Here is a 21,684-nt window from a genome sequence, read left to right on the forward strand (position 1 = left end):
TCATTATTCTGAATATTCTTTCAAAAGCTGTCTATAACTCATCAAAATAGAGGATTTAGAGATAAAGCCAATGAAATCATTATTATCACTTACTACCGGAAGATTCCAGACTCCTGTATCATCAAAGGTTTGAAGAATTTCCAGCGGTTTATTTTCAGGATGGAGTATAGCCGGCGGAGCTTTCATCACCTGAATAATGGTTTGTAAAGGATCAATTTCCTTATTGAAGAGATAGGGTCTTATATCATCCAGTGTTAGAACACCTTTTAGTTTTCTATGATCATCTACTATGGCAAAAATATTTTTGTCACCATTCTTTACCAATTCAAATAGTTCTGTAATAGACGCATTCTCATTGATTGTCTGTGAATATCGATCGATAAAATCCTCTGTTCTCAAAGCAAATAACAGGTTCTTGTCATGCTTATTTGTGAATATTTTCCCCTGGTCTGCAAGAGACTTCAATTCTGGAGAAATTGGGGAAAACCATTTGGCAATAAGATAAGATATTACCGAAGCAATCATCAAGGGAATAAACAAATCATATCCAAAGCTGGATTCTGCAATCAGGAATATAGCCGTTAAAGGAGCATACAGAACGCCACTCATTGCACCAGCCATTCCTACCAGAACAAGATTGGTTACGGGAACATCTGTAAAGCCGATATGCTGACAAACCAGAGCAAACAAATACCCCAGCGTTCCGCCTGCAAAAAGAGACGGAGCAAAGTTTCCGCCATTTCCGCCACTGAATATGGTAAAAGAAGTTGCAAAAGCTTTTAATAGCAGTACCAATACTAAAAATACAATAATCGTCCAGTCTCCAATTTCAAAGTATCTGAAAAAACTGTTTTCAATAATGGAGTGTGTATTTCCGTTTGTAAAGGCCTTCACTGTTTCATATCCCTCTCCAAATAAGGGAGGAAAGAGAACACAAAGAAGTGAAAGTACAGCCCCTCCAAACATCGCCTTACGCATTCGGGACAATTGAAGTCCTTTTATGAAATGCTCTACCTTTTGAGAAACAATTACAAAATAGCGTGCATATAATCCCGTCACAAGGCCTAAAATAAGGTAATAGGGGACATTTCTATAGTTGAATGCATCTCTTGTATAAAACCTGAAAAGAACATCTTCCTGAAGCAAAATTCTGGACAAAAGACTTCCACATACTGCTGCAACCACCAAAGGAATAAAATCTGTAAAAACCACTCCGGTCAACAGAATCTCAAAGGCAAACATAATTCCGGCAATAGGAGCATTGAATGCCGAAGCTATTCCGGCAGTTGCCCCCGCAGCAAGTAATAATGTACGTTCTTTATAATTGAGTCTGTACGTCTGGGCATAATTGGAACCTATGGCTGCTCCGGTAACGGCAATGGGGCTTTCCAGACCTGCGGAACCTCCCAATCCAACGGTAACCGCACTTTGAATCACTTGGGAATACATTTTTACAGAAGCTACAATACTTGAGTTCTGTGCAATTTCATAGAGAATCGCTCCAATTCCTTTTCTATCCTGCCCTTTAAATAAGGTCAAAACAATCATTGTGGTAAGGACAATTCCTAAAAATGGAAAAACAATGTAGAATAATATCTGATATTCAAAATGAACTTTATTGGTAATGAAATAATGAATGTTATGAACCAATGTTTTCAGGATAACTCCGGCAAGTCCTGCTGTACAGCCAACCAGAATTCCGGAAAGTACAAGAAACTGGTTACGGCTCAGCCTGTTGTTCAGCCAATGCAGAATAAGCTCATAACTGCGCGCTTTTTCCAGTCCGTATTTCTGGAAATCTCTTTTAAATTTTAGAAAGCTTAGGTACTTTTTTTTGTTGTGAATTTTCACCTGGGAAGAATTTTATACTGACCTCAATTGGATACAGTTCTGTAAATTTATGAAATATCTTTAGAAATCTTCCGTTTCTTATTTCCAAAAACTAAAGGAATTCTCTCAAAAAGCCATCAAAATGACCATGAAAAACTCTGTATCAGGCGGAAAGCACCTTGTTTCTGAGAATTTAAAATTGAGAAATATTTCTCTTACTATTTACTATATTTATGACAGGATTTAAAATTCAAAATTTCTTCAAAATTTAAATATAGATTTATCGCATGAAAATTCTAATTGTAGAAGATGAGACAGAATTGTCCAAAAGTATTTCGGAATATCTGTCTGGAGAAAATTATCTCTGTGAAATTGCCGAAACCTACACTGAAGCGATCAACAAAATAGAGATGTTTCATTATGACTGCATCCTATTGGATATCATGCTTCCTGATGGAAATGGGCTTAAGATTTTGGAGGAACTAAAAAAACAGCAAAAACAGGATGGAGTGATTATCATTTCTGCCAAAAATGCACTGGATGATAAAATCTCTGGTTTGCAAATGGGCGCTGATGATTATCTTACCAAACCATTTCATCTTTCCGAATTAATGGCAAGAGTATATTCTATTATCCGTAGAAAACAGTTCAGCAGCTCCAATGTGGTTAATCAGAATGAGCTTCAGATTGATCTTCTGGCAAAAACAGTTGCCGTAAACAATGAAACGGTTTCCTTAACTAAAAAAGAATTTGATCTTCTTATTTATTTTATCGGAAATAAAAACAAAGTTATCTCCAAAAGTACATTGGCAGAGCACCTTTCCGGTGATTTCGCAGATATGCTTGACAATCATGATTTTGTATATGCACACGTAAAAAACCTTAAGAAAAAATTATATGATGCAGGATGTGAACATTATCTTAAAACAGTATATGGAACGGGATATAAGTGGGAAAACTAGATGAATGAAACGGATCATGGTTATCATTCAAATTCCTAATTTAGATTCTGATCAATTTATCTTCATAACTCATAATTCATCATTAATTTGAAGCCTCTATTAAGCAAAACAACAAAGCCTTTTCTTATCTACGTACTCATTGTACTGATGGTAAGTATTCCTGTATACTACTTTGTGGTGGATACCATCTGGAAAAGTGAACTGGATGAACATAATCAGATTATTGTAGAAAAAACAGCATACGAATTCAATCAGTTAAAGCTATCTGACGAGGAATTAGAAAAAAGTCTTCAGCTATGGAATCAAATCCAGCCGGAAACCAATATTGAAAAAATTTCTGCAGATCACATCAAAGGAGATAGCGTATACACCAATGAAAGAGCTCTTCCATTTATATCTGAACAAAAGAAAGAACGTTACAGATGTCTTAGAAAAGTAATTTATATTCAGAATAAGCCCTACCTCTTTACCATACAAACCAATATTGAGGAATCGCATGAAACCATAGCTGTTATTGCAATGATTACAGTATTTTTCTTTGTAATGATTGTTGTAGGATTATTATACCTGAACAGAAAATTGTCAACCTCTATCTGGAAACCATTTAGAAATACATTAGACAGGCTGAAAACCTTTAATCTCAACAGCCAGAATAAAATGGAGTTTCCTAGTTCTGACACAACCGAATTTGAAGAACTTAATCAAGCCCTTCATAAATTAATAGAGCGCAACATTTCTATTTATAAAACCCAAAAGGAATTTACTGAAAATGCGTCCCACGAATTACAGACTCCGCTAGCCATTATTAAAAACAAACTGGATCTTCTGCTTCAGGATCAGGATCTCACTGAAAAGCAATACAGCATTGCCGAAGATATGAATAAGGCACTTACAAGAAGCTCCCGAATCAACAAAAACCTTTTGTTATTAGCTAAAATCGACAATAATCAGTTTGATAATTCTGAAGTTATTTCATTTGATCATTTACTTCATCAAAGTATTGATCTTCTGCAGGAACATTTTGAACAGAAAAGTATATCTTTCGAAGAGAAGATTACTCCGCATATACATGTAAATGGAAATAGCAGTTTGACAGAGATTATGATCAACAACCTTATCATCAATGCCATCCGCCATACTTCCCCAGGGGGATCCATTTTTATACAATTAACAGATTCTTCTTTTGAAGTTTCCAATTCAGGCACAGAAAAACTGGATACAGATTTATTATTTAAAAGATTTTCCAAACTATCAACAAATAATAATGGAAGTGGGCTAGGCTTATCCATTATTCAGGAAATCTGTAAATTTCATCACTGGACTATCAATTATAAGTTCGAAAATAGCTACCATATTTTTTCTGTCAATTTATAATTTCTTTAACATCTGAGCTTTTAAAATTCTAAATTAATTCTAAATCGGATTGCACCTTTGTATTGAAAATATATACATACTGAAGTGTAAATTTTATTTAGAAATGATTTTAAAAATTGCCCTTTTATTCGCAGGAACTATTCTTGCATTCTGGATCAGCGCTATTTGTGGAGGCGGTGCAAGTCTTATTTTGATTCCTATCCTGAATCTGCTGCTTCCAACTTCTTTGGTTCCCTTTTCTTTAACAGTTGGAACCCTTACAAGTTCAGCCTCTCGTATTGCCGTATTCAAACAGCATATCAACTGGAAAATATTCTTATGGTTTGTTCCGTTTTCCATTCCCGCTGTACTGCTGGGTGCTTATTTGATTAAATATGTGAATCCAAATTATCTGCAGCTCATTGTCGCTTTTTTCCTGATTGCCAATCTACCACAACTTTTCACTTCGAAAAATAAACCGGAGGTAATAGAGAAAGAATATCCAAAATCAGCACTAGCACTCATTGGTTTTTCTGCAGGTTTCATTTCAGGGATTACCGGTGCAGTTGGTCTTCTTTTTAACCGTTTTTATCTAAAATTCGGGCTTAAAAAAGAGGAAATTGTAGCAACCCGTGCTGCCAATGAGGTATTTCTTCATCTTATTAAGCTTATTATTTATATCTCATTGGGATTATATTCCAAAACAGCATTGTGGCTTGGGATTGCCATTGCAGTAGCAGCCATAGTCTCTTCTTATACTGTAAAATATATTCTTCCTCATCTTAGTGAAAATCTGTTCAAAAGAATTGGATACGGAGCAATGGTGGTATCAGGGATTACCTTATTGACAAGTACATCAGGAAGAATTATTGAACAAGACCAAATTGTAATTAATACCTCATCTACAGCAAAGAAAAACACCTATATCGTGAACTGGAAAGATACCCGTCTTGTTCTGGAGTATAAAGCTAATGGAGGGGTAGAGATTGAAAAAAGCGTAAAACCGGAGGAATTATCCGGACAGCTCAAAGAAAAATACCATGCTCTGATAGAATATTATGACGAGGTTCATATTGAAAAAGTATATGCATTAGGGAAAAATACAGCGCATGAATTTTATTGCTATAAAAATAATGTGCTTACAAAGTTCAAAGCCTAAAAAAGCATTCATAAATAAACAGATCGTTTAGAAAAACAAATAGTAAAATACAATGAGAACGGTAAACAAAGTAGCAGCTGTCACTACACTTTTCTGGTTCATGAAGATTGTAGCCACCACATTAGGAGAAACTTTAGGGGATTTTATTTCCATGACCTTAAATCTGGGATATACTGTGGGAATTCTCATCACCTTATTTTTTTTCATCCTGATATTATCCGTACAGCTTAATGTCAAAAAGTATATTCCGGCCGTGTACTGGACGGTCATTATCGGAACAACAACCTTAGGAACGGAAATTTCAGATTTCATCGACAGAACACTGAAAGCCGGGTATCTGGTAGGCAGTTTACTTCTTCTTTCCGGACTTTTGACTTCACTTTTTTTGTGGTATAAAAAGTATGGCAATCTTGAGGTGTATCCAATTTTTGAAAGAAATAAAGAATTTTATTATTGGACTGCCATATTATTTTCCAATAGTCTGGGGACAGCATTTGGAGATTTCTTGAGTGATAATCTAGGATTGGGATATATGACAGGAGCTCTCATTACCGGTTTCATTATTCTGATCGTGGTATTGCTTCATTATTTCACCAAGATTAATCATGTTGTTTTGTTTTGGATTGCATTTGTATTTACCAGACCATTTGGAGCCACGTTTGGAGATCTACTAACAAAACCTCTTGCAAAGGGTGGGCTTGATCTGGGAACGGTGAATGCCTCACTCATATCTCTTGCCTTAATGGTTCTTATGATACTTATTTCACAGAGAAAACAAAAGAAAGAATTGCCTTTTCAATCATAAAAAAGAGATAAAAAAAATAAAGACTACAATATAATGAATAGAAAGAAACTCTTACTTTTTCCAGCAGTTGCTATTTCATCCATAGTTACAGCACAAATTACTTCTGTAACCGTATCCGGAAGAGTAACCACTAAGGATAAAACAGTATTGCCTTATGCTAATATTATTTTAAAAAAGGAAAAAGACACTGCATTTATAGCCGGAACATTTACTAATGAAGAAGGAAGATTTTCCATTACAGGGATAAAACCGGACCATTATCTTTTGGAAACTTCCATGGCAGGTTATGATCTGCAAAAGCAGCCCGTTTTTATAGGAAGTCTTTCTGAGTTTTTAGAAATTCCTACTATTGAATTGATCCCCAAAAAAGAAAATGAAACAAAAATTGAAGAAGTTGTTTTATCTGCTTCCAAAAAGAATGAAATAGGAAATCAGCTTGATAAAAAAACATATTCTGTAGGAGACAACATCAGCCAAAGTGGAGGATCTGTATTGCAAAGCATGCAAAACTTACCCGGGATAACAGTACAGGACGGTAAAGTACAGCTGAGAGGAAATGATAAAGTAACGGTTCTGATTGACGGCAGGCAAACTGCACTTACCGGATTTGGAAGCCAGACAGGACTTGACAATATCCCGTCTTCTTCCATTGATAAAATTGAGATCATCAATAACCCCTCATCAAAATATGATGCAAACGGGAATGCGGGAATCATCAATATTATCATGAAAAAAAATAAGCAAAATGGCTGGAATGGTAAGATAGGCTTTACTGCTGGTTTGGGCTCATTGTGGGTAAGAAAAGAGAATCTCCCAACCATAAGGCCTCAATATACTTTAACTCCAAAAATCAATCCGTCACTTTCTCTTAATTACAGAAAAAATAAGATCAATGTATTCTTACAGGCCGATAATCTGTACACTGAGACGCTTAACAAAAACGAATTTGTAACCCGTACTTATGATGATGGAACCATCATTAATTCACAGTTGAAAAGAAACAGAAATACAAATTTCTTTACCACAAAAGCAGGAATAGACTGGAATATTGATGCGCAAAATACCTTAACAATCTCAGGGATGTATGGGAGTGAAAAAATCATAGACCGTGGAGATCAGCCTTTCTTTAATGGAGATAGGTCCCAACGTCTTCGCCTTTGGCAGTTTTTGGAAGATGAGTTGAAAACTACGGTGATGGGTACTGCTTCTTATCAACATAAATTCAAGGAGGCGGGGCATTTATTGAATGTTGGGTTCAACTATACCTTTCACAGAGAGGATGAAAAGTATTTCTATGATAATTATTTGCCAGCTTCTACAGGAACGGATGCTTTTAAGCTATTGTCTGATGAACAGGTTTATGACTTCAATGTTGATTATGTAAAGCCTTTAAAGTATGGTAGAATTGAAACAGGGATTAAATTGAGAAGCAGAAGTATCCCAACCAACATGAATTTTATTCCCGGAGCAAACTCTGTACTGGATGTTGCCGCTGGCGGAAAAGCAGATTATAAAGAATTTATTCCTGCCGTATATGGAAACTATATTTTTGAAAATGAAAAATGGGAAGCAGAACTTGGGCTACGACTGGAGTATGTAAGAATAGAATATGATGTAAATCCTAATCATCCTACTTATAAAAGTGATGGATACAATTATACGCAGCCATTTCCCAATTTTAGACTAGCCTATAAGCTCAATGATCATAATAAATTCTCCATTTTTTATAACAGGAGGGTAGACCGTCCTAATGAAGTGGATATCCGAATTTTTCCAAAATATGATGACGCAGAGATTATTAAGGTAGGAAATCCTGCCCTGAGACCTCAGTTTACCAACTCTATTGAATTGGGCTATAAGTACAACTGGGATAACGGATATTTATACTCTGCCTTGTATCATCGCTTTGCCAATGGGACCATCACCAGAATTTCCAGTACGGTTCCGGACAGTAATCTTATCTATGCCATATTCCAAAATGCGGGAAAAAGCTATAATACCGGATTGGAAGCTATATGGAACCAAAAAGTATCAGAGGTGTATTCATTCAATATCAACGGAAATATATACCGTAACCAGATTAATGCATTCTCTGTACAAAATCTGTATCCGAAGACTAATATTTTTTCTGCAGACCAACAATCTGCAGTTTCCGGAAATGTAAAGCTGAATAATATCTTTCATTTTTCAAAAGGATTAAATGCTCAGATTACGGCTGTTTATCTGGCTCCCGACATTATTCCTCAGGGAAGAATAAAGTCCAGATTTTCAATGGATATAGGATTGAAAAAAGCGATACAGAAAGGAAAAGGAGAAGTTTTTCTAAATGCTTCAGATTTACTCAACACCATGGTTATTAAGAAAAATATTCAGGGAATGGGATTCGCTTATACGAGTAATGATTATTATGAAACCCAGGTAGTAAGGCTTGGATACAGCTATAAATTTTAATTTAAAAGAGGAAAAATCTAGTAAAAAATGAAAATCTGCAAGTCAAAAACATTGATTTATCTACTCGCTTTGATTTCTGTTTTCAGCAGAGTCAACGCTCAGAGTAATAATGACACGATTTCTGTTCAGGAACCTAAACAGGATAGTATTTTAAGCATTAAGGCAAATAAATTGAATTATAAAAGCCTTATTGTTCCCGCTGTTTTAATCTCTTACGGAATAGCAGGCCTGACAATGAACAATGTGAAGCAGCTGAATGTTTCTACCCGAACAGAAATCGGCGAACATCAGCCTACACGTATGAAACTAGATAATTATACTCAGTATGCTCCTGCCGTAATGGTATACGGGCTTAATGCTGTTGGTATAAAAGGAAAACATAACCTGCGGGACCGAACCATTATTTATGCTTCTTCACAACTTATTGTAGCAGCATTTACAATGCCCTTGAAGTATCTGGTAAAAGAAGAAAGGCCCGACGGTTCAAATACATTGTCTTTTCCATCTGGGCACGCAGCTACCGCCTTTTCTTCTGCTCAATTTATGTTCAGAGAATATAAGGACACTAATTTTTGGCTAAGTCTTTCCGGATATCCGTTTGCTATCTTTACCGGAGTATACCGGATGGTAAATGATAAACATTGGCTGGGAGATGTAGTTGCAGGTGCCGGATTTGGAATCCTCTCTACAGAATTAGCATACTGGCTGTTTCCAAGGATTGATAATTTACTACGAGGAAAAGGAAAGAGTAAAAATACATTGTCTTCCTCTATGATAATGCCATTCTACCAGAATAAAACGGTAGGAATAGGATTTGTAAAGAATTTTTAATTCTGAACAATAATTCGGATAAAAAAAGTACCATTCAACTATTTGAATGGTGCTTTTCTTTTATATTTCAATTAAAAAAAATATTCTAGACTACCTTTGCTTTACGGATAATCCTTGCCAATAATGCAGGGAAAAATCTCTTTAGATAAACTGCCATAACTTCCTTTCCACCAATGGATTTTTGATTTTTCTTTTTGGCAATGGCAGACAGCATTTTTTTCGCAAAAACATCCACGGGCATTCCTTTCATGGTAGCATCGTCCATTGTTCCTTGTGTAGAACCGTCACCTGTAACAGCATGTATGGAAATATTAGTCTGTATAAAGCCCGGACAAATGATTGTAACGGCAATATTTTTATCATATAATTCTGCTCGCAAAGCATCAAAAAATCCATGTAAGGCATGTTTGGCAGCAGCATATCCACTACGCATAGGAGCCCCGAATATTCCCATGAGGCTGGAAACCACCGCAATCTGCCCGCCACCATTTTTTATCATGTGGGGAAGAATAGCTTTGGTTAAAGCCACTGTTCCGATAAAATCGATATCCATTAAGTGTTTATCCACTTCAATATCAGTTTCCATTGCCAAAGAGCGTTGGGACAGTCCTGCATTATTAATGAGAATATCTATTTTACCAAAGTGTTCAATAGCCTTTGATACAATATCTGGCATATCCTTATAATTTTTTAAATCTAAAGGAATCACTGCGTATTGGTTTACGGTGAGCCCTTCACTTTCTGCAATCTCATAGAGTTGTTCTTCTTTTCTGGATGAAAGAATGATTTTTGCATTACTGGTTTTGGCCAATTCTTTTACCAAAGCTTCACCAATTCCTGAAGATGCTCCTGTAATCCAGACCACCTTATCGTTATAATAATTGCTCATACTTTCATTTTGTCAATTGAACCTATATTATTTTAATCCGGCAATATATTTTCCGGCTTTCATTCCTGAAAAAATACATCCTCCAAGAAATGTCCCTTCCAAAGCACGGTAGCCATGCATTCCGCCACCACCAAAGCCTGCAGCTTCTCCTGCTGCATAGAGACCTTCGATAATGCTTTCATCTTCTTTTAGAACCTGTCCGTTCAGATTTGTTTTTATTCCGCCTAAGGTTTTTCGGGTTAAAATATTAAGACGTACTGCAATTAAAGGCCCATTTTCCGGGGAAAGGATTTTATGTGGAGCTGCAACACGTCCGAGTTTATCACCTAAATAATTTCTGGTATTCCGTATGTAATTAACCTGTGTATCCTTAGAGAATTTATTGTCCAATTCTCTATCTCTTGCTTCAATCTGTGCTTTTATTTTTTCATAGTTCAGGAGATGATCTCCGGAAAGTTCATTCATTTTCTCAACCAGATTTTTCAAATTATCCGATACAATAAAATCTTTTCCATGTTCTTTAAAGGCTTCTACAGGCCCAGGCGCCTTTTTACCAAAAATCCTTTTCAAAAAAAGACTATAATCTTTATTGGTGATGTCTGGATTTTGTTCTGAACCCGACAGGGCAAATTCTTTCTTAATAATTTTTTGAGTCAGAATAAACCATGAATAAGAATATCCCGTATCCTGTATGTACTTCAAGGTTCCTAATGTATCAAATCCCGGCAGGAAAGGGGCAGGAAGGCGGTTTCCCTTAGCATCAAACCATAGGGAAGAAGGTCCTGGCAATATTCGGATTCCGTGGTTGGGCCAGATTGGATCCCAGTTTTGTAACCCTTCTGTATAGTGCCACATTCTATCGCGGTTAATGATGTCTGCTCCTGCATTTTCGGCAATGCCAATCATCTTGCCATCTACGTAGGCAGGAACTCCACAAACCATATTTTCTGGTGGGCTGCCGAGTCTTTCAGGCCAATTCTTTCGTACAAGCTCATGGTTGGCACCTATTCCTCCTGAAGCAATGATGATATGAGATGCTGTATATTCAAACTGTGAGATTACATTTCTATTGGTTTCAACACCTCTTTCCTTATCATCATCTTCCAGAATATCTCCTTTAAGGCCTTTTATTTTTCCATTTTCTGTAATCAATTCAGTAACCCGATGCCTGAGTTTCATTTGTAGCAGTCCTTTTTTCTGAGCTTCATACGCTTTTTCAACAAAGGGTCTTATAACGCCGGTTCCGGTTCCCCAACTCACATGAAAACGAGGTACAGAATTTCCATGGCCAGTAGCAGATCCGTCACCACGTTCTGCCCATCCCACCATAAACATCAGCTTGATTCCCAGCTTGGAAATGTATTCATATTTTTCACCGGCTGCAAATTTGAGATAAGCTTCAGCCCACTTACGGGGCCAGTAATCTTCATTACGGTCAAAACCTGCGGTGCCTTTCCAGTCCTGTAAGGCAAGTTCATAAGAATCCTTGATTCCCATTCTTCTTTGTTGTGGAGAATTAATAAGAAAAAGACCTCCAAATGACCAGAATGCTTGTCCGCCAATGTTCTGTTCAGTTTCCTGATCCAGCAACAGAACTTTTTTCCCCGCATTGGTTATTTCCATCGCAGCAGTGAGTCCTGCCAATCCGGTTCCTATAATTATAGCATCTGGCTGAAATGTTTCTTCCATTTCAAGGGTATTTTTTTAATTAATAATACTTTATATAAATGTATAAAATATTTGTACTTCAATATATAAAACGATCAAGCTGTTTTAACTTTTTAAGTAAATTTTAAAATGCCAAAAGTAGATTCGTCTTAAATTCTATCTTTGTTAAAGTCATTATCTGAGAAAAAAATGAAAGAACTTAAACAATACACTGCATTTGCGATTGCAAAAGATGGAACACGCCATAGAATTGATGCCTCTTCCATCATCATCCAGCTTGAGGAAGAGGAAATTGAAATATCCTTACTCCCGCCACATCCTGTTTTTCAAGGGAAATTGACACTAACGACGGGGTCTGCCATCCAAGGCCGGGAGCAGGAAAGAGGATTGGGAACTTGGCTGATCATAGAACCGGGAGCTTCCAATGTAGTTCATATCACTCCGAAAAAGAACAAAGACATTTAAAATCCCTAGTAATAATCAGTAAAATAGACATATGGCTATTTAACATCCAACAAATCATTTATATCTTTGTGAAAAATAGAAGTATGAAGTATTTGTTTATTATGGTATGCTTTGTCTGCTCAATTTTTGGACAGGCACAGCAAACACAGAATCCATGGAAAGACAGCCAGTTGATGGATCCTGCATTGTTGGCTTCAAGAATTGTAAAGCACAAAACCAAGGATCTGTTAATCATTTCAGTAGGTCCTGAGGCCATCATTAAGGGTTCTGTAGATATCGGGCCGACTCATGAGCCTGAAAATCTTGAAAAATTAAGAAATTATCTTAAGGATATTCCTAAAAATAAGGAAGTTGTAATCTACTGTGGATGTTGTCCTTTTGTAAAGTGCCCGAATATCCGACCTGCCTTTAACCTTTTAATGGAAATGGGCTTTAAAAATGCAAAACTTTTGAATCTTCCCAAAAACATCAAAACGGATTGGCTAGATAAAGATTATCCAACAAATGATTAATATGAGAACTCACTTTACAGTATTATTTTTCATCATTTTTTCAGGATATGCACTGGCCCAAAACAGTAAAATAGAAATTGGGAAGAAAGCTCCTGAAATTACAATGCCCAAGGTGGATGGAAGTTCATTTTCACTTTCAACATTAAAAGGAAAATTAGTACTTATCGATTTTTGGGCAACCTGGTGTGGCCCTTGTGTAGAAGAACAGCCAGAACTGAAAACGTTGTATGACACCTACGCTGAACAGGTAAAGAGCAATAAGTTTGAAATACTTGGGGTTTCTCTGGATAAAAATAAAGACAGCTGGAAGAAAGTAATAGATCGTTTTAAGATCAATTGGTTACAAATCAGCGATCTGAAATTCTGGAAAAGTCCGGTAGCAAAATCCTATGAGGTTGATGAACTCCCTTTTAATGTCATTATTGATGGTGAAGGGACTATCATTGCAAAAAATCTTCACGGTAAAGAATTGGAGGACTTTTTAAAGAAATTCTTAAGCCAGAATTAGAGTAAAAAGATCTTATTCGATATTTTTAAGAGCAGTAATGAATTTTACTGCTCTTTTTCTATGACAAAAACTTTCATATACATTTAAAAGGAGTTGATATACAATATCTAAAAACTAATTTTCAGACATTGTACCTTGGTTCTATGAAAAAAAACTACTATCTCAGACTAGCATTATCCGTCATTTTGCTGATGCATAGTGTAATTTCTATTTTCAGCGGAGATGTCAATACCTTTGGACTTCAATATTTGAATACTATAGGATTCAGTCCAATAGGACTTTATCTTGCGTGGGCCGTCAAGTTGATCCATTTTGTTTCCGTTCCGTTACTCTGGTTTGATCGATACCTGAAACCTATAGCCATCGGCAATATTGTGATCTTTATCTTAGGGATCTATTTTGTTCATTGGCAAAACGGATGGTTTGTTGTAGGTGGCGGAACTAACGGTATTGAATTTAACGTTCTGCTGATATTCTGTTTTTTTAATCTCATTTTTCCCAAAGTACAATTTCTAAGCAGGAAAAATAATGGTAGTTTGTAGATGAATAGCTAGATTTGGTAGCTTTTATATTTTTATATTTTTATATTTGACTGAACAATATTACTTTACAATCTAAAACTATCATAAGCTTGAAATCCGACCGAAAATCTAAGCTGCACATTCATTTGCTCTTTTGGATATTGTATTATATACTTGAGGTTTATCTTGACTTTTACTGGTCCAGATATCAGTTCCCAAATTTCCAATGGCAGATAAGGCTTCAGAATACTCTCATTCTGGAATTAGGGTATCTTTTGGTTAAAATTCCTCTTGCTTACTCTTTATTATATGTTTATGAGAAAGTACATACTAAAGCATTCTTCAAGTATTTACTTTCAATTTTTATTGTAGTAATAGCTGTTTTGGTACATCGTTTTTTCACCCATTATATTATTTATCCTTATATCTATGGCGTTACAGAAATGTTGGATGGTAAGCAACCTTCAGGATATATGAATGGGTTGGTGGCATTCAATTCATTCATGGATCTTATTTTTATGGTAGGGTTAGTCTTTGGGATTGAAATTACAAGGCAGAAAAGCCTGTTAAAGGATCAGATTTCCCAATTGAAATCTGAAAAGCTTGATCAGGAATTAACAATGCTTAAAGCTCAGATCAACCCTCACTTTCTGTTCAATACATTGAATAACATCTACGGAATGGCTCTTAAAAAAGCAGATGAAACCCCAGATGTCATTCTTCAGCTGTCAAAGGTCATGCGATACAACATTTATGAGGCTGCAGAAAAAAATATTTCGATTGAAAAGGACATTGAAAATATTAAGGATTTTATACAGATCCAGAAAATACGACACCATCATTTGAGCATCAGTTTACATGAAGATATTGATAACCCTTCTCAGAAAATATCACCGCTTATCTTGATTCAATTTATAGAAAATGCTTTTAAACATGGTATTTCTGAAAGTCTTGGTGATGCATTTATCCATATTAACATTCAATTGAAAAACGGAATTCTCACTTATTTTATAGAAAACTCCAAGGAAGAAAGGTCTCATGAACATTCTACTAAAATAGGTCTGAAAAACATTCGCAGACAGCTTGAACTGCTTTATCCTAACCACAGACTCACTGTAGAAAATAAAAACGACAGGTATATTGTACAACTCATTATAGATTTCAATGATAAATTCAGCTCCTAAAAAATACAACTGCATTATTGTAGAAGACGAACCTATTGCTGCAGAAATTCTGGAAACATTTATTTCCCGGGATCCTGAACTGAACCTGATTGGCAAATGTGCCGATGCAGTGTATGCAAACAGTCTTCTGAACATTCATGAGGTAGATCTGATGTTTTTAGATCTCCATCTTCCGGTTGTTAAAGGCTTTGATTTTTTACGAAAACTTACGAATCCGCCATTGGTTATTGTAACAACAGCCTATCATCAATATGCAGTAGAAGGATATGAACTGGATATTGCAGATTATCTCCTGAAGCCTATTCCCTATGAAAGATTTGTGACCGCTATTGGGAAATTCAAATACTTAATGGAAGCAGAGGATGCCTTACTGGAGATGGCTGAACGTGATCATATTTTCATCAGCAGTGGCAAAAAACAGGTGAAGATTATTCTACAGGATATTTTTTATATTGAAAGCTTAAGAGAGTACATTAATATTCATACCAAGACAGATACTTTTACCTTCAAAATGCCGATTAGCAAAATAGAGGAGTGTCTGAACCCAAAAATGTTTACCCGTATTCACAAATCCTATATTATTTCTAAACCTAAAGTGGAAGAAAAATCTGCCAGTATTGTTCAGATTAAAGGAAAAAAACTGCCTATTGGCAGAACCTATAAACCATTTATCAATCTTTAATTTCTCTCTTTTTACCGATCATAGACCACAGTTTTCTATTGATAGATAATTTTTCCGTATCTCTATCCATTTACCCAAATTTGAAGTATCATCTTAAGCACTTTAGAAATAGAAGTCTTGTAGGAGTATTTTACAGTAAAACTTTTCTATGACAAGACGAAACGATAAGAAATATAATGAGGTTGGTTTATTATTCCAATGTTGAATAATGTTTTGGCTTAAATCTGTATTGATTTAAGCCAATTTTCTTTTTAAATTAAAAAAGCTTGAGTCCAACAATTCCGACTACAATCAGTAATGCGGACAATAGTCTTAAAACACTTGCTGAGTCCTGAAAAAACAGAATACCAACCGCCAAAGTTCCTACTGCCCCTATTCCCGTCCAAACGGCATAGGCTGTACCAATAGGAATACTTTTCTGGGCATACCAGAGAAATCCACCACTCACCGTCATACATAATATCGAAAACATGATCCAGTTCCATTTACTATTTCCCGGTTGCTGAGAGAGTTTAAGACCCAATGGCCATCCAATTTCAAAAATTCCTGCAATGATTAATGCAATCCAGTTCATATTATTTATTTTAATGACATTCCGAATGAAAATCTAATGTATTAAGAACATCGTTACGTTTAAAATGGTTCTCTACAATAGAATAATTCAACAATATTACGATCACAAAATTACCATTACCCATTCATATTCAGTATGGTAAATTACGTGACACGGCAAAAAACACTGATGAAACGTAATATACTTACTGTGAAACGGGAAGCATTTTGAAATCAAATCCAGGCTTGAATATCATTGAATATTGATACCTTTAAGCAATAAAAAAACCAATGCAGATCTATTGTATTTAATTCATTTCAGCTATGCTAACAGATATTATTACCTCCAACCTTAGTGTTATTTTTTGCGGAATTAATCCCGGTTTAAAATCATCAAATGACGGTCATCATTTTTCAGGAAAGAGTAACCGTTTTTGGAAAGTCCTTCATCAGTCAGGTTTTACTCCGTACGAAATTGAAGCTGTGAATGATACCTCTATTCTGGATTTTGGATTTGGCTTAACAACCGCTGTAGCAAGAGCAACTTCCCGTGCTGACGAACTTTCAAAGGAAGAGTTTGAAGGTGCACTTGAAAGTTTCACCAATAAAATAATGGAATTCCAACCTCAATATATAGCTTTTCTTGGTAAAGCTGCTTACAAGGCTTTTTCTAAAAAGAAAGAAATCCAATGGGGACAGCAGCCGGAGGATTTTTGTGGAGCTAAAGTATGGGTTCTACCCAATACCAGTGGGTTAAATCGTGGATTTTCTCTTGATCAACTTGTCACTTATTACAAAGAGTTTTATCAAACAATTCATGAATCGTAATATTCATATTTTATTGGGTTTACTCACATATTTGTTTCCTTTCACAAAAAAGCGCCAGGGTAGCAAAGCATCTTCCTGTGCATAAGCAACCCCTATACGAGGTCCTGCCATGATTTTGTCCGGATGATAAAAAACACCCTGATCTTCAATCCAGATTTCAGTTCCCACCAGATCTTTTTTGTTAAAAGAACGATCAATTCCTAAGGCTTTAGCCGCAGATCCGGGACCAGAGGAAATGGCAGCTTTGGAAGCAGGCATATTTCTCCTTATTTCCATGAACTCTTTACCAATTAGGGGTTCAATCGCCCTCACTAAGACAGCATGAGGATCACCTTCAACAGAGGTTACAACATTGAACAAATGATGAATCCCATAGCATAAATACACATAGGAAACACCACCATGATTGTATAACGTTTCTGTTCTGTCAGTTCGTCTGCCTCCGTAAGCATGAGATGCTTTATCCTGTACTCCAAAGTAAGCTTCTGTTTCTACAATAATTCCTGCAGTAACATGACCGTCAATTTCTGTAAACAGGACTTTACCCAACAGATCCTGAGCAAGAAAAAGGACATCCTGATTGGAATAGTAGGAAAGGGGTAATTTCACATGAATGATTTTAGAGATGTTGAATCAAAATTAATGATAATAATTTATTTTTTTGAATAGAAAATATTCTTGACAATACCATAAATGAAAAGCCTCATAATAAGATATGAGGCTTTGTTTTATCTTTCTTCCAAAGGAAAAATAGTGTATTTAAGCTAAATGCTCTGCTCTGTAATTTTCAATTTCATCAACCGACTTAATTAATCCGTTCCCCAGAAGTCTGTAACTGTCATCGGTAATCAGGAAGTCGTCTTCTACGCGTATTCCTCCAAAATTACGGTATTCATTTACTTTGTCATAATTAATGAAATCTGCATTTTTATTTTCTGACTGCCAAATATCAATCAATTCAGGGATCATATAAATACCCGGTTCAACCGTTACTACAAATCCTGATTCCAAAGATTTTCCTAAACGTAAAGATTTAAGCCCAAACGTTCTGGTATCCTTTGGTTCCTCTTCGGTATAACCAACATATTGTTCTTCAAGATCTTCCATATCATGTACATCAAGTCCCATTTGGTGCCCTAATCCACATTGGAAAAATAGGGTATGTGCATGGTTCTGTACTGCTTCCTCTGGATTACCTTTCATCAACCCCAAATCAATAAGTCCCTCTACCAGATGCTGAGATGCTTTCAGATGGATATCTTTAAATTTCGTTCCGGGTTTAAGAAGATGTTGTGCCTTATTAAAAGCATTCAGAACCACTTCATACATTTCCTTTTGTTTGGTACTAAAAGTGTTGCTTACAGGAAATGTTCTGGTTAGATCTCCTGCATATCCCATTGCTGTTTCAGCTCCGGAATCATTAAGAAAAAGATCTCCGTCTTTCAAAGTATTGAGACGATAATGATTGTGAAGGATACCTCCATTTATGGTAACAATCGGAGGATAAGACATCTGGCACTCTTTATTAGCGGCAAGGTATTGAATGGCATTTGCTATTTCATATTCTTTAATTCCGGGCTTTGCTATACGCATTGCCAAAAGGTGCATTTCATTGGATGTGTTCACCGCTTGTTCAATCTGTACTATCTCCTGAGCTTCTTTTATAGATCTTTGCTTTACAATAGCCTTAATCATCTCTACAGAAGGTTGAAGCTCTGCTATTTTAATCCCCAGAAGATCGGCCAATACAATTTTATTTGAAGACTGGTAGGGTGGAAGGTAGTGTATCTTTCTGCCTGATGCCAAGGCTTTTAAAATATATTGAGAAAGTTCTGTATACGGTAAAACTTCCTGTACTCCGGACTTTAGACATTTCTCTTTCAAGGTTTCCTGCCTGCCCATCCATACAATATCATCTATACTCAGTTCATCTCCGAAAACAATGTGCTTATTTTCATCAATATCAATAATAGCTGCAATTCTGGGCTCCTGAATTCCCCAATAGTATAAATAAGTACTGTCTTGGCGGAAATAATAAGGATTATGCTCAAAATTTACAGGATTCTCTATATTTCCTAAAAACAATAAAATTCCATTAGCTACATTATTTTGCAATGTGGCTCTTCTGTCTTGGTAGGTTTGTGCTGAAAACATATGTTATGAATACTTTTTATTTTAAAAGTTTAAAGTTACAATTTTGTACTGTTTGTACCCTTTATTATTTCCTATCTATGGAAAAAAGAATTATCCTTAATTCTTCTGGGCAGAATCTAAAACATTTCATTAATCAGATAATTTGTTATAACTTGCGTACATTATGATGTCCAAACGTTGCAAATATGCGCTAAAAGCAATGGTCAGGTTAGCAAGAAATTACAATCAAGGCTTTCTGCCCACTTCTATTATTGCACAGGATGAAAACATCCCCAAAAAATTTTTAGAGCAAATTCTTTTGGAACTTAAAAGATCCAAACTCGTGAACAGCAAACAGGGTAAAGTAGGCGGATATTATCTGGTAAAATCTCCGGATGATGTTTCATTAGCAGACATTTACCGTATTTTTGACGGACCTATTGCCTTAACTCCCTGTGTATCTTTAAACTTCTATGAAGCTTGCGATGATTGTATAGATGAAGCTTCGTGTTATCTTAGAAATGAACTTATTATTGTTCGAGAAAAAACCAGACAAAGTATGATGGAGGCCACTCTGACTACGTTTATCAACAAAAAATAATTTTTTTTCATTTAAATTCTACTAATTTGATAGGAGTAATAGAATTTTATATATATTTGCAAGAATAAATTTCAAATGGAAATGGAAAATAGTCTGAAAAATGAATTCGAAAAACTTCAGGAAGAGCTTATAGAGGGATCTTTTCAAAACAATTTTTTACAAATATTGGTAGAAAAGTTTCCGAATGAATTAGTTTTTTCTACCAGCTTCAGCTATGAAGATCAGGTGATTACCCACTTGATAAAAAATCTGAACGTAGATATTTTCACATTGGATACCGGAAGGCTCTTTGAACAAACCTATGAAACATGGGCTTCTACAAAAGCATTCTTTAAAAAAGACATCAAAGCCTATTATCCCGATACTGAAGAACTGAAAAAGTTTATCTCGGAAAATGGTCCCAATTCCTTTTACCAATCTGTAGAGCAAAGGAAAGCATGTTGTACTATCCGTAAAGTACACCCTCTGAAATCAGCTCTGAAAGGATATAAGGTATGGATAACAGGTTTAAGATCAGAACACTCTCCAAACAGGCAGAATATGCCCTCATTGGAATGGGATGAGGATAACGGGATCATTAAGTATCATCCCCTTCTTCACTGGAGTACAGAGCAGGTAACGGATTATGTTAAAGACAATCATCTGCCTTACAATTATCTGCACAAAAAAGGATTTGTAAGCATTGGATGTGAACCTTGTACAAGAGCCATTAAAGAAGGAGAAGATTTCAGAGCAGGCCGCTGGTGGTGGGAAGATGCCAATAAAAAAGAGTGCGGTCTACATATTCATCAATAAAAAAATAAAATATGTCAACATATCATTTAAACTATTTGGATCAGTTAGAAGCTGAATCTATTTACATTTTAAGGGAAGTTGCAGGGCAGTTTGAACGTCCGGCACTTTTATTCAGTGGAGGAAAAGACAGCATTGTGTTGGCTCATTTGGCTTCGAAGGCATTTCGCTACGGGAAAATACCTTTCACCTTTGTTCATGTGGATACGGGGCATAATTTCCCTGAAGTATTGAATTTCCGTGATCAGCTTGTCAATCAATTAGATGTGAATCTTGTTGTACGTAAAGTTGAAGATACAATAGAAAAGAAAGGCTTAACAGAGCCTAAGGGTAAATTCCCAAGCAGAAACTGGTTACAGACCTATACATTATTAGATACCATAGAAGAGTTTGAATTTGATGCCTGCATTGGAGGAGCTCGTAGAGATGAAGAAAAAGCCCGTGCTAAGGAAAGAATTTTCTCTGTGAGAGATGAATTTGGACAATGGGATCCAAAACTTCAACGCCCTGAATTATGGAGTATTTTCAATGGAAAAATTCAGAAAGGTGAGAATGTACGAGTCTTCCCGATTAGTAACTGGACAGAACTTGACATCTGGAACTATATTCGAAGAGAAAAAATAGATCTGCCTTCTATCTACTTTTCGCACGACAGGGAAGTGGTAGACCTTAACGGACAATGGATTGCCAACTCTCATCATGCTTCTCTGGAAACAGATGATGTAATAGCAGTAAAAAAGATAAGATACCGTACTGTGGGAGATATGACATGTACTGCAGCTGTAGAATCTAAAGCAACAACAATAGACGCTGTTATTGAAGAGATTGTAGCCACCCGAATTTCTGAACGTGGTGAAACCCGAATTGATGACCGCGTTACAGAAGCTGCGATGGAAGACCGCAAAAAAGGAGGTTATTTCTAGATAAGAAATTAACAATCCTTTGTTTATTAAACCCA

At 36.0% G+C, this 21,684-nt stretch carries 22 protein-coding genes; 16 read left to right on the forward strand and 6 right to left on the reverse strand.

Annotated elements, in window-relative coordinates:
* Positions 1–3: 3 nt before the first annotated feature.
* A complete protein-coding gene (locus tag C1638_RS00600) occupies positions 4–1,851 on the reverse strand; it encodes a chloride channel protein (RefSeq protein ID WP_109617258.1) in 1,848 nt (615 codons plus the stop codon).
* A gap of 266 nt (positions 1,852–2,117) precedes the next feature.
* Between C1638_RS00600 and C1638_RS00605 the strand changes: the two genes are divergently transcribed.
* From C1638_RS00605 to C1638_RS00630, 6 genes are all read left to right on the forward strand, one after another.
* On the forward strand, positions 2,118–2,792 hold the full coding sequence (locus C1638_RS00605; RefSeq protein ID WP_109617259.1) for a response regulator transcription factor: 675 nt from the start codon (positions 2,118–2,120) through the stop codon (positions 2,790–2,792).
* A gap of 87 nt (positions 2,793–2,879) precedes the next feature.
* The gene (gene porY, locus C1638_RS00610; RefSeq protein WP_109617261.1) at positions 2,880–4,166 is read left to right on the forward strand and encodes a sensor histidine kinase; all 1,287 of its coding nucleotides are present in this window, start codon (positions 2,880–2,882) and stop codon (positions 4,164–4,166) included.
* Between the two features lie 103 nt (positions 4,167–4,269).
* Positions 4,270–5,304 (forward strand): sulfite exporter TauE/SafE family protein, encoded by a 1,035-nt coding sequence (locus tag C1638_RS00615; RefSeq protein WP_109617263.1) that lies wholly within the window; start codon positions 4,270–4,272, stop codon positions 5,302–5,304.
* 52 nt (positions 5,305–5,356) lie between these two features.
* Positions 5,357–6,109 carry a COG4705 family protein gene (locus C1638_RS00620; protein ID WP_109617265.1) on the forward strand — a complete coding sequence of 251 codons (753 nt, stop codon included), beginning with the start codon at positions 5,357–5,359 and terminating at the stop codon, positions 6,107–6,109.
* A gap of 33 nt (positions 6,110–6,142) precedes the next feature.
* Positions 6,143–8,560: a TonB-dependent receptor gene (locus C1638_RS00625; protein WP_109617267.1), complete on the forward strand. Its 2,418-nt coding sequence runs from the start codon at positions 6,143–6,145 to the stop codon at positions 8,558–8,560.
* Positions 8,561–8,587: 27 nt separating this feature from the next.
* Positions 8,588–9,391 (forward strand): phosphatase PAP2 family protein, encoded by an 804-nt coding sequence (locus C1638_RS00630; protein WP_109617269.1) that lies wholly within the window; start codon positions 8,588–8,590, stop codon positions 9,389–9,391.
* A gap of 85 nt (positions 9,392–9,476) precedes the next feature.
* On the opposite strand, the gene C1638_RS00635 is transcribed toward C1638_RS00630, so the two are convergent.
* Both C1638_RS00635 and C1638_RS00640 read right to left on the reverse strand, forming a co-directional pair.
* Positions 9,477–10,280 (reverse strand): SDR family oxidoreductase, encoded by an 804-nt coding sequence (locus C1638_RS00635; protein ID WP_109617271.1) that lies wholly within the window; start codon positions 10,278–10,280, stop codon positions 9,477–9,479.
* 27 nt (positions 10,281–10,307) lie between these two features.
* Positions 10,308–11,969: an FAD-binding dehydrogenase gene (locus C1638_RS00640; protein WP_109617273.1), complete on the reverse strand. Its 1,662-nt coding sequence runs from the start codon at positions 11,967–11,969 to the stop codon at positions 10,308–10,310.
* Between the two features lie 168 nt (positions 11,970–12,137).
* Between C1638_RS00640 and C1638_RS00645 the strand changes: the two genes are divergently transcribed.
* The 6 genes from C1638_RS00645 to C1638_RS00670 all read left to right on the forward strand — a co-directional run bounded on the left by C1638_RS00645 (position 12,138) and on the right by C1638_RS00670 (position 15,820).
* Positions 12,138–12,413 (forward strand): hypothetical protein, encoded by a 276-nt coding sequence (locus C1638_RS00645; RefSeq protein ID WP_109617275.1) that lies wholly within the window; start codon positions 12,138–12,140, stop codon positions 12,411–12,413.
* An 83-nt stretch (positions 12,414–12,496) separates the two neighbouring features.
* On the forward strand, positions 12,497–12,925 hold the full coding sequence (locus tag C1638_RS00650) for a rhodanese-like domain-containing protein (RefSeq protein ID WP_109617277.1): 429 nt from the start codon (positions 12,497–12,499) through the stop codon (positions 12,923–12,925).
* 1 nt (position 12,926) lies between these two features.
* Positions 12,927–13,433, forward strand: a complete 507-nt coding sequence (locus C1638_RS00655) for a TlpA family protein disulfide reductase (RefSeq protein WP_228427961.1) — start codon at positions 12,927–12,929, stop codon at positions 13,431–13,433.
* Positions 13,434–13,576: 143 nt separating this feature from the next.
* The gene (locus C1638_RS00660; protein WP_109617280.1) at positions 13,577–13,975 is read left to right on the forward strand and encodes a DoxX family protein; all 399 of its coding nucleotides are present in this window, start codon (positions 13,577–13,579) and stop codon (positions 13,973–13,975) included.
* 89 nt (positions 13,976–14,064) lie between these two features.
* The gene (locus C1638_RS00665) at positions 14,065–15,138 is read left to right on the forward strand and encodes a sensor histidine kinase (RefSeq protein WP_109617282.1); all 1,074 of its coding nucleotides are present in this window, start codon (positions 14,065–14,067) and stop codon (positions 15,136–15,138) included.
* A complete protein-coding gene (locus C1638_RS00670; protein ID WP_185140403.1) occupies positions 15,119–15,820 on the forward strand; it encodes a LytR/AlgR family response regulator transcription factor in 702 nt (233 codons plus the stop codon). The genes C1638_RS00665 and C1638_RS00670 overlap by 20 nt, the downstream gene beginning before the upstream one ends.
* A gap of 256 nt (positions 15,821–16,076) precedes the next feature.
* Here C1638_RS00670 and C1638_RS00675 read toward each other — a convergent pair whose 3' ends face one another.
* The gene (locus C1638_RS00675; RefSeq protein WP_109617284.1) at positions 16,077–16,394 is read right to left on the reverse strand and encodes a DMT family transporter; all 318 of its coding nucleotides are present in this window, start codon (positions 16,392–16,394) and stop codon (positions 16,077–16,079) included.
* A gap of 302 nt (positions 16,395–16,696) precedes the next feature.
* Here C1638_RS00675 and mug point away from each other — a divergent pair, with 302 nt between their 5' ends.
* Positions 16,697–17,200, forward strand: a complete 504-nt coding sequence (mug, locus tag C1638_RS00680; protein ID WP_109617286.1) for a G/U mismatch-specific DNA glycosylase — start codon at positions 16,697–16,699, stop codon at positions 17,198–17,200.
* A gap of 3 nt (positions 17,201–17,203) precedes the next feature.
* On the opposite strand, the gene C1638_RS00685 is transcribed toward mug, so the two are convergent.
* Together C1638_RS00685 and C1638_RS00690 are read right to left on the reverse strand one after the other, a co-directional pair.
* Entirely contained in the window at positions 17,204–17,809 is a 606-nt protein-coding gene (locus C1638_RS00685; RefSeq protein ID WP_109617287.1) for a DNA-3-methyladenine glycosylase, read from the reverse strand.
* 150 nt (positions 17,810–17,959) lie between these two features.
* Positions 17,960–19,354, reverse strand: a complete 1,395-nt coding sequence (locus C1638_RS00690) for an aminopeptidase P family protein (protein WP_109617289.1) — start codon at positions 19,352–19,354, stop codon at positions 17,960–17,962.
* Positions 19,355–19,517: 163 nt separating this feature from the next.
* On the opposite strand from C1638_RS00690, the gene C1638_RS00695 reads away from it, so the two are divergent.
* The 3 genes from C1638_RS00695 (at position 19,518) to cysD (ending at position 21,649) form a co-directional block, all read left to right on the forward strand.
* Positions 19,518–19,934, forward strand: coding sequence for an RrF2 family transcriptional regulator (locus C1638_RS00695; RefSeq protein ID WP_109617291.1), 417 nt, complete (start codon positions 19,518–19,520; stop codon positions 19,932–19,934).
* A gap of 81 nt (positions 19,935–20,015) precedes the next feature.
* Positions 20,016–20,729: a phosphoadenylyl-sulfate reductase gene (locus C1638_RS00700; RefSeq protein WP_109618995.1), complete on the forward strand. Its 714-nt coding sequence runs from the start codon at positions 20,016–20,018 to the stop codon at positions 20,727–20,729.
* Between the two features lie 11 nt (positions 20,730–20,740).
* Positions 20,741–21,649, forward strand: coding sequence for a sulfate adenylyltransferase subunit CysD (cysD, locus tag C1638_RS00705; RefSeq protein WP_076351908.1), 909 nt, complete (start codon positions 20,741–20,743; stop codon positions 21,647–21,649).
* Positions 21,650–21,684 lie beyond the last annotated feature (35 nt).

Source organism: Chryseobacterium oncorhynchi (genome assembly GCF_002899895.1).
GTDB classification, from domain to species: Bacteria; Bacteroidota; Bacteroidia; order Flavobacteriales; family Weeksellaceae; genus Chryseobacterium; species Chryseobacterium oncorhynchi.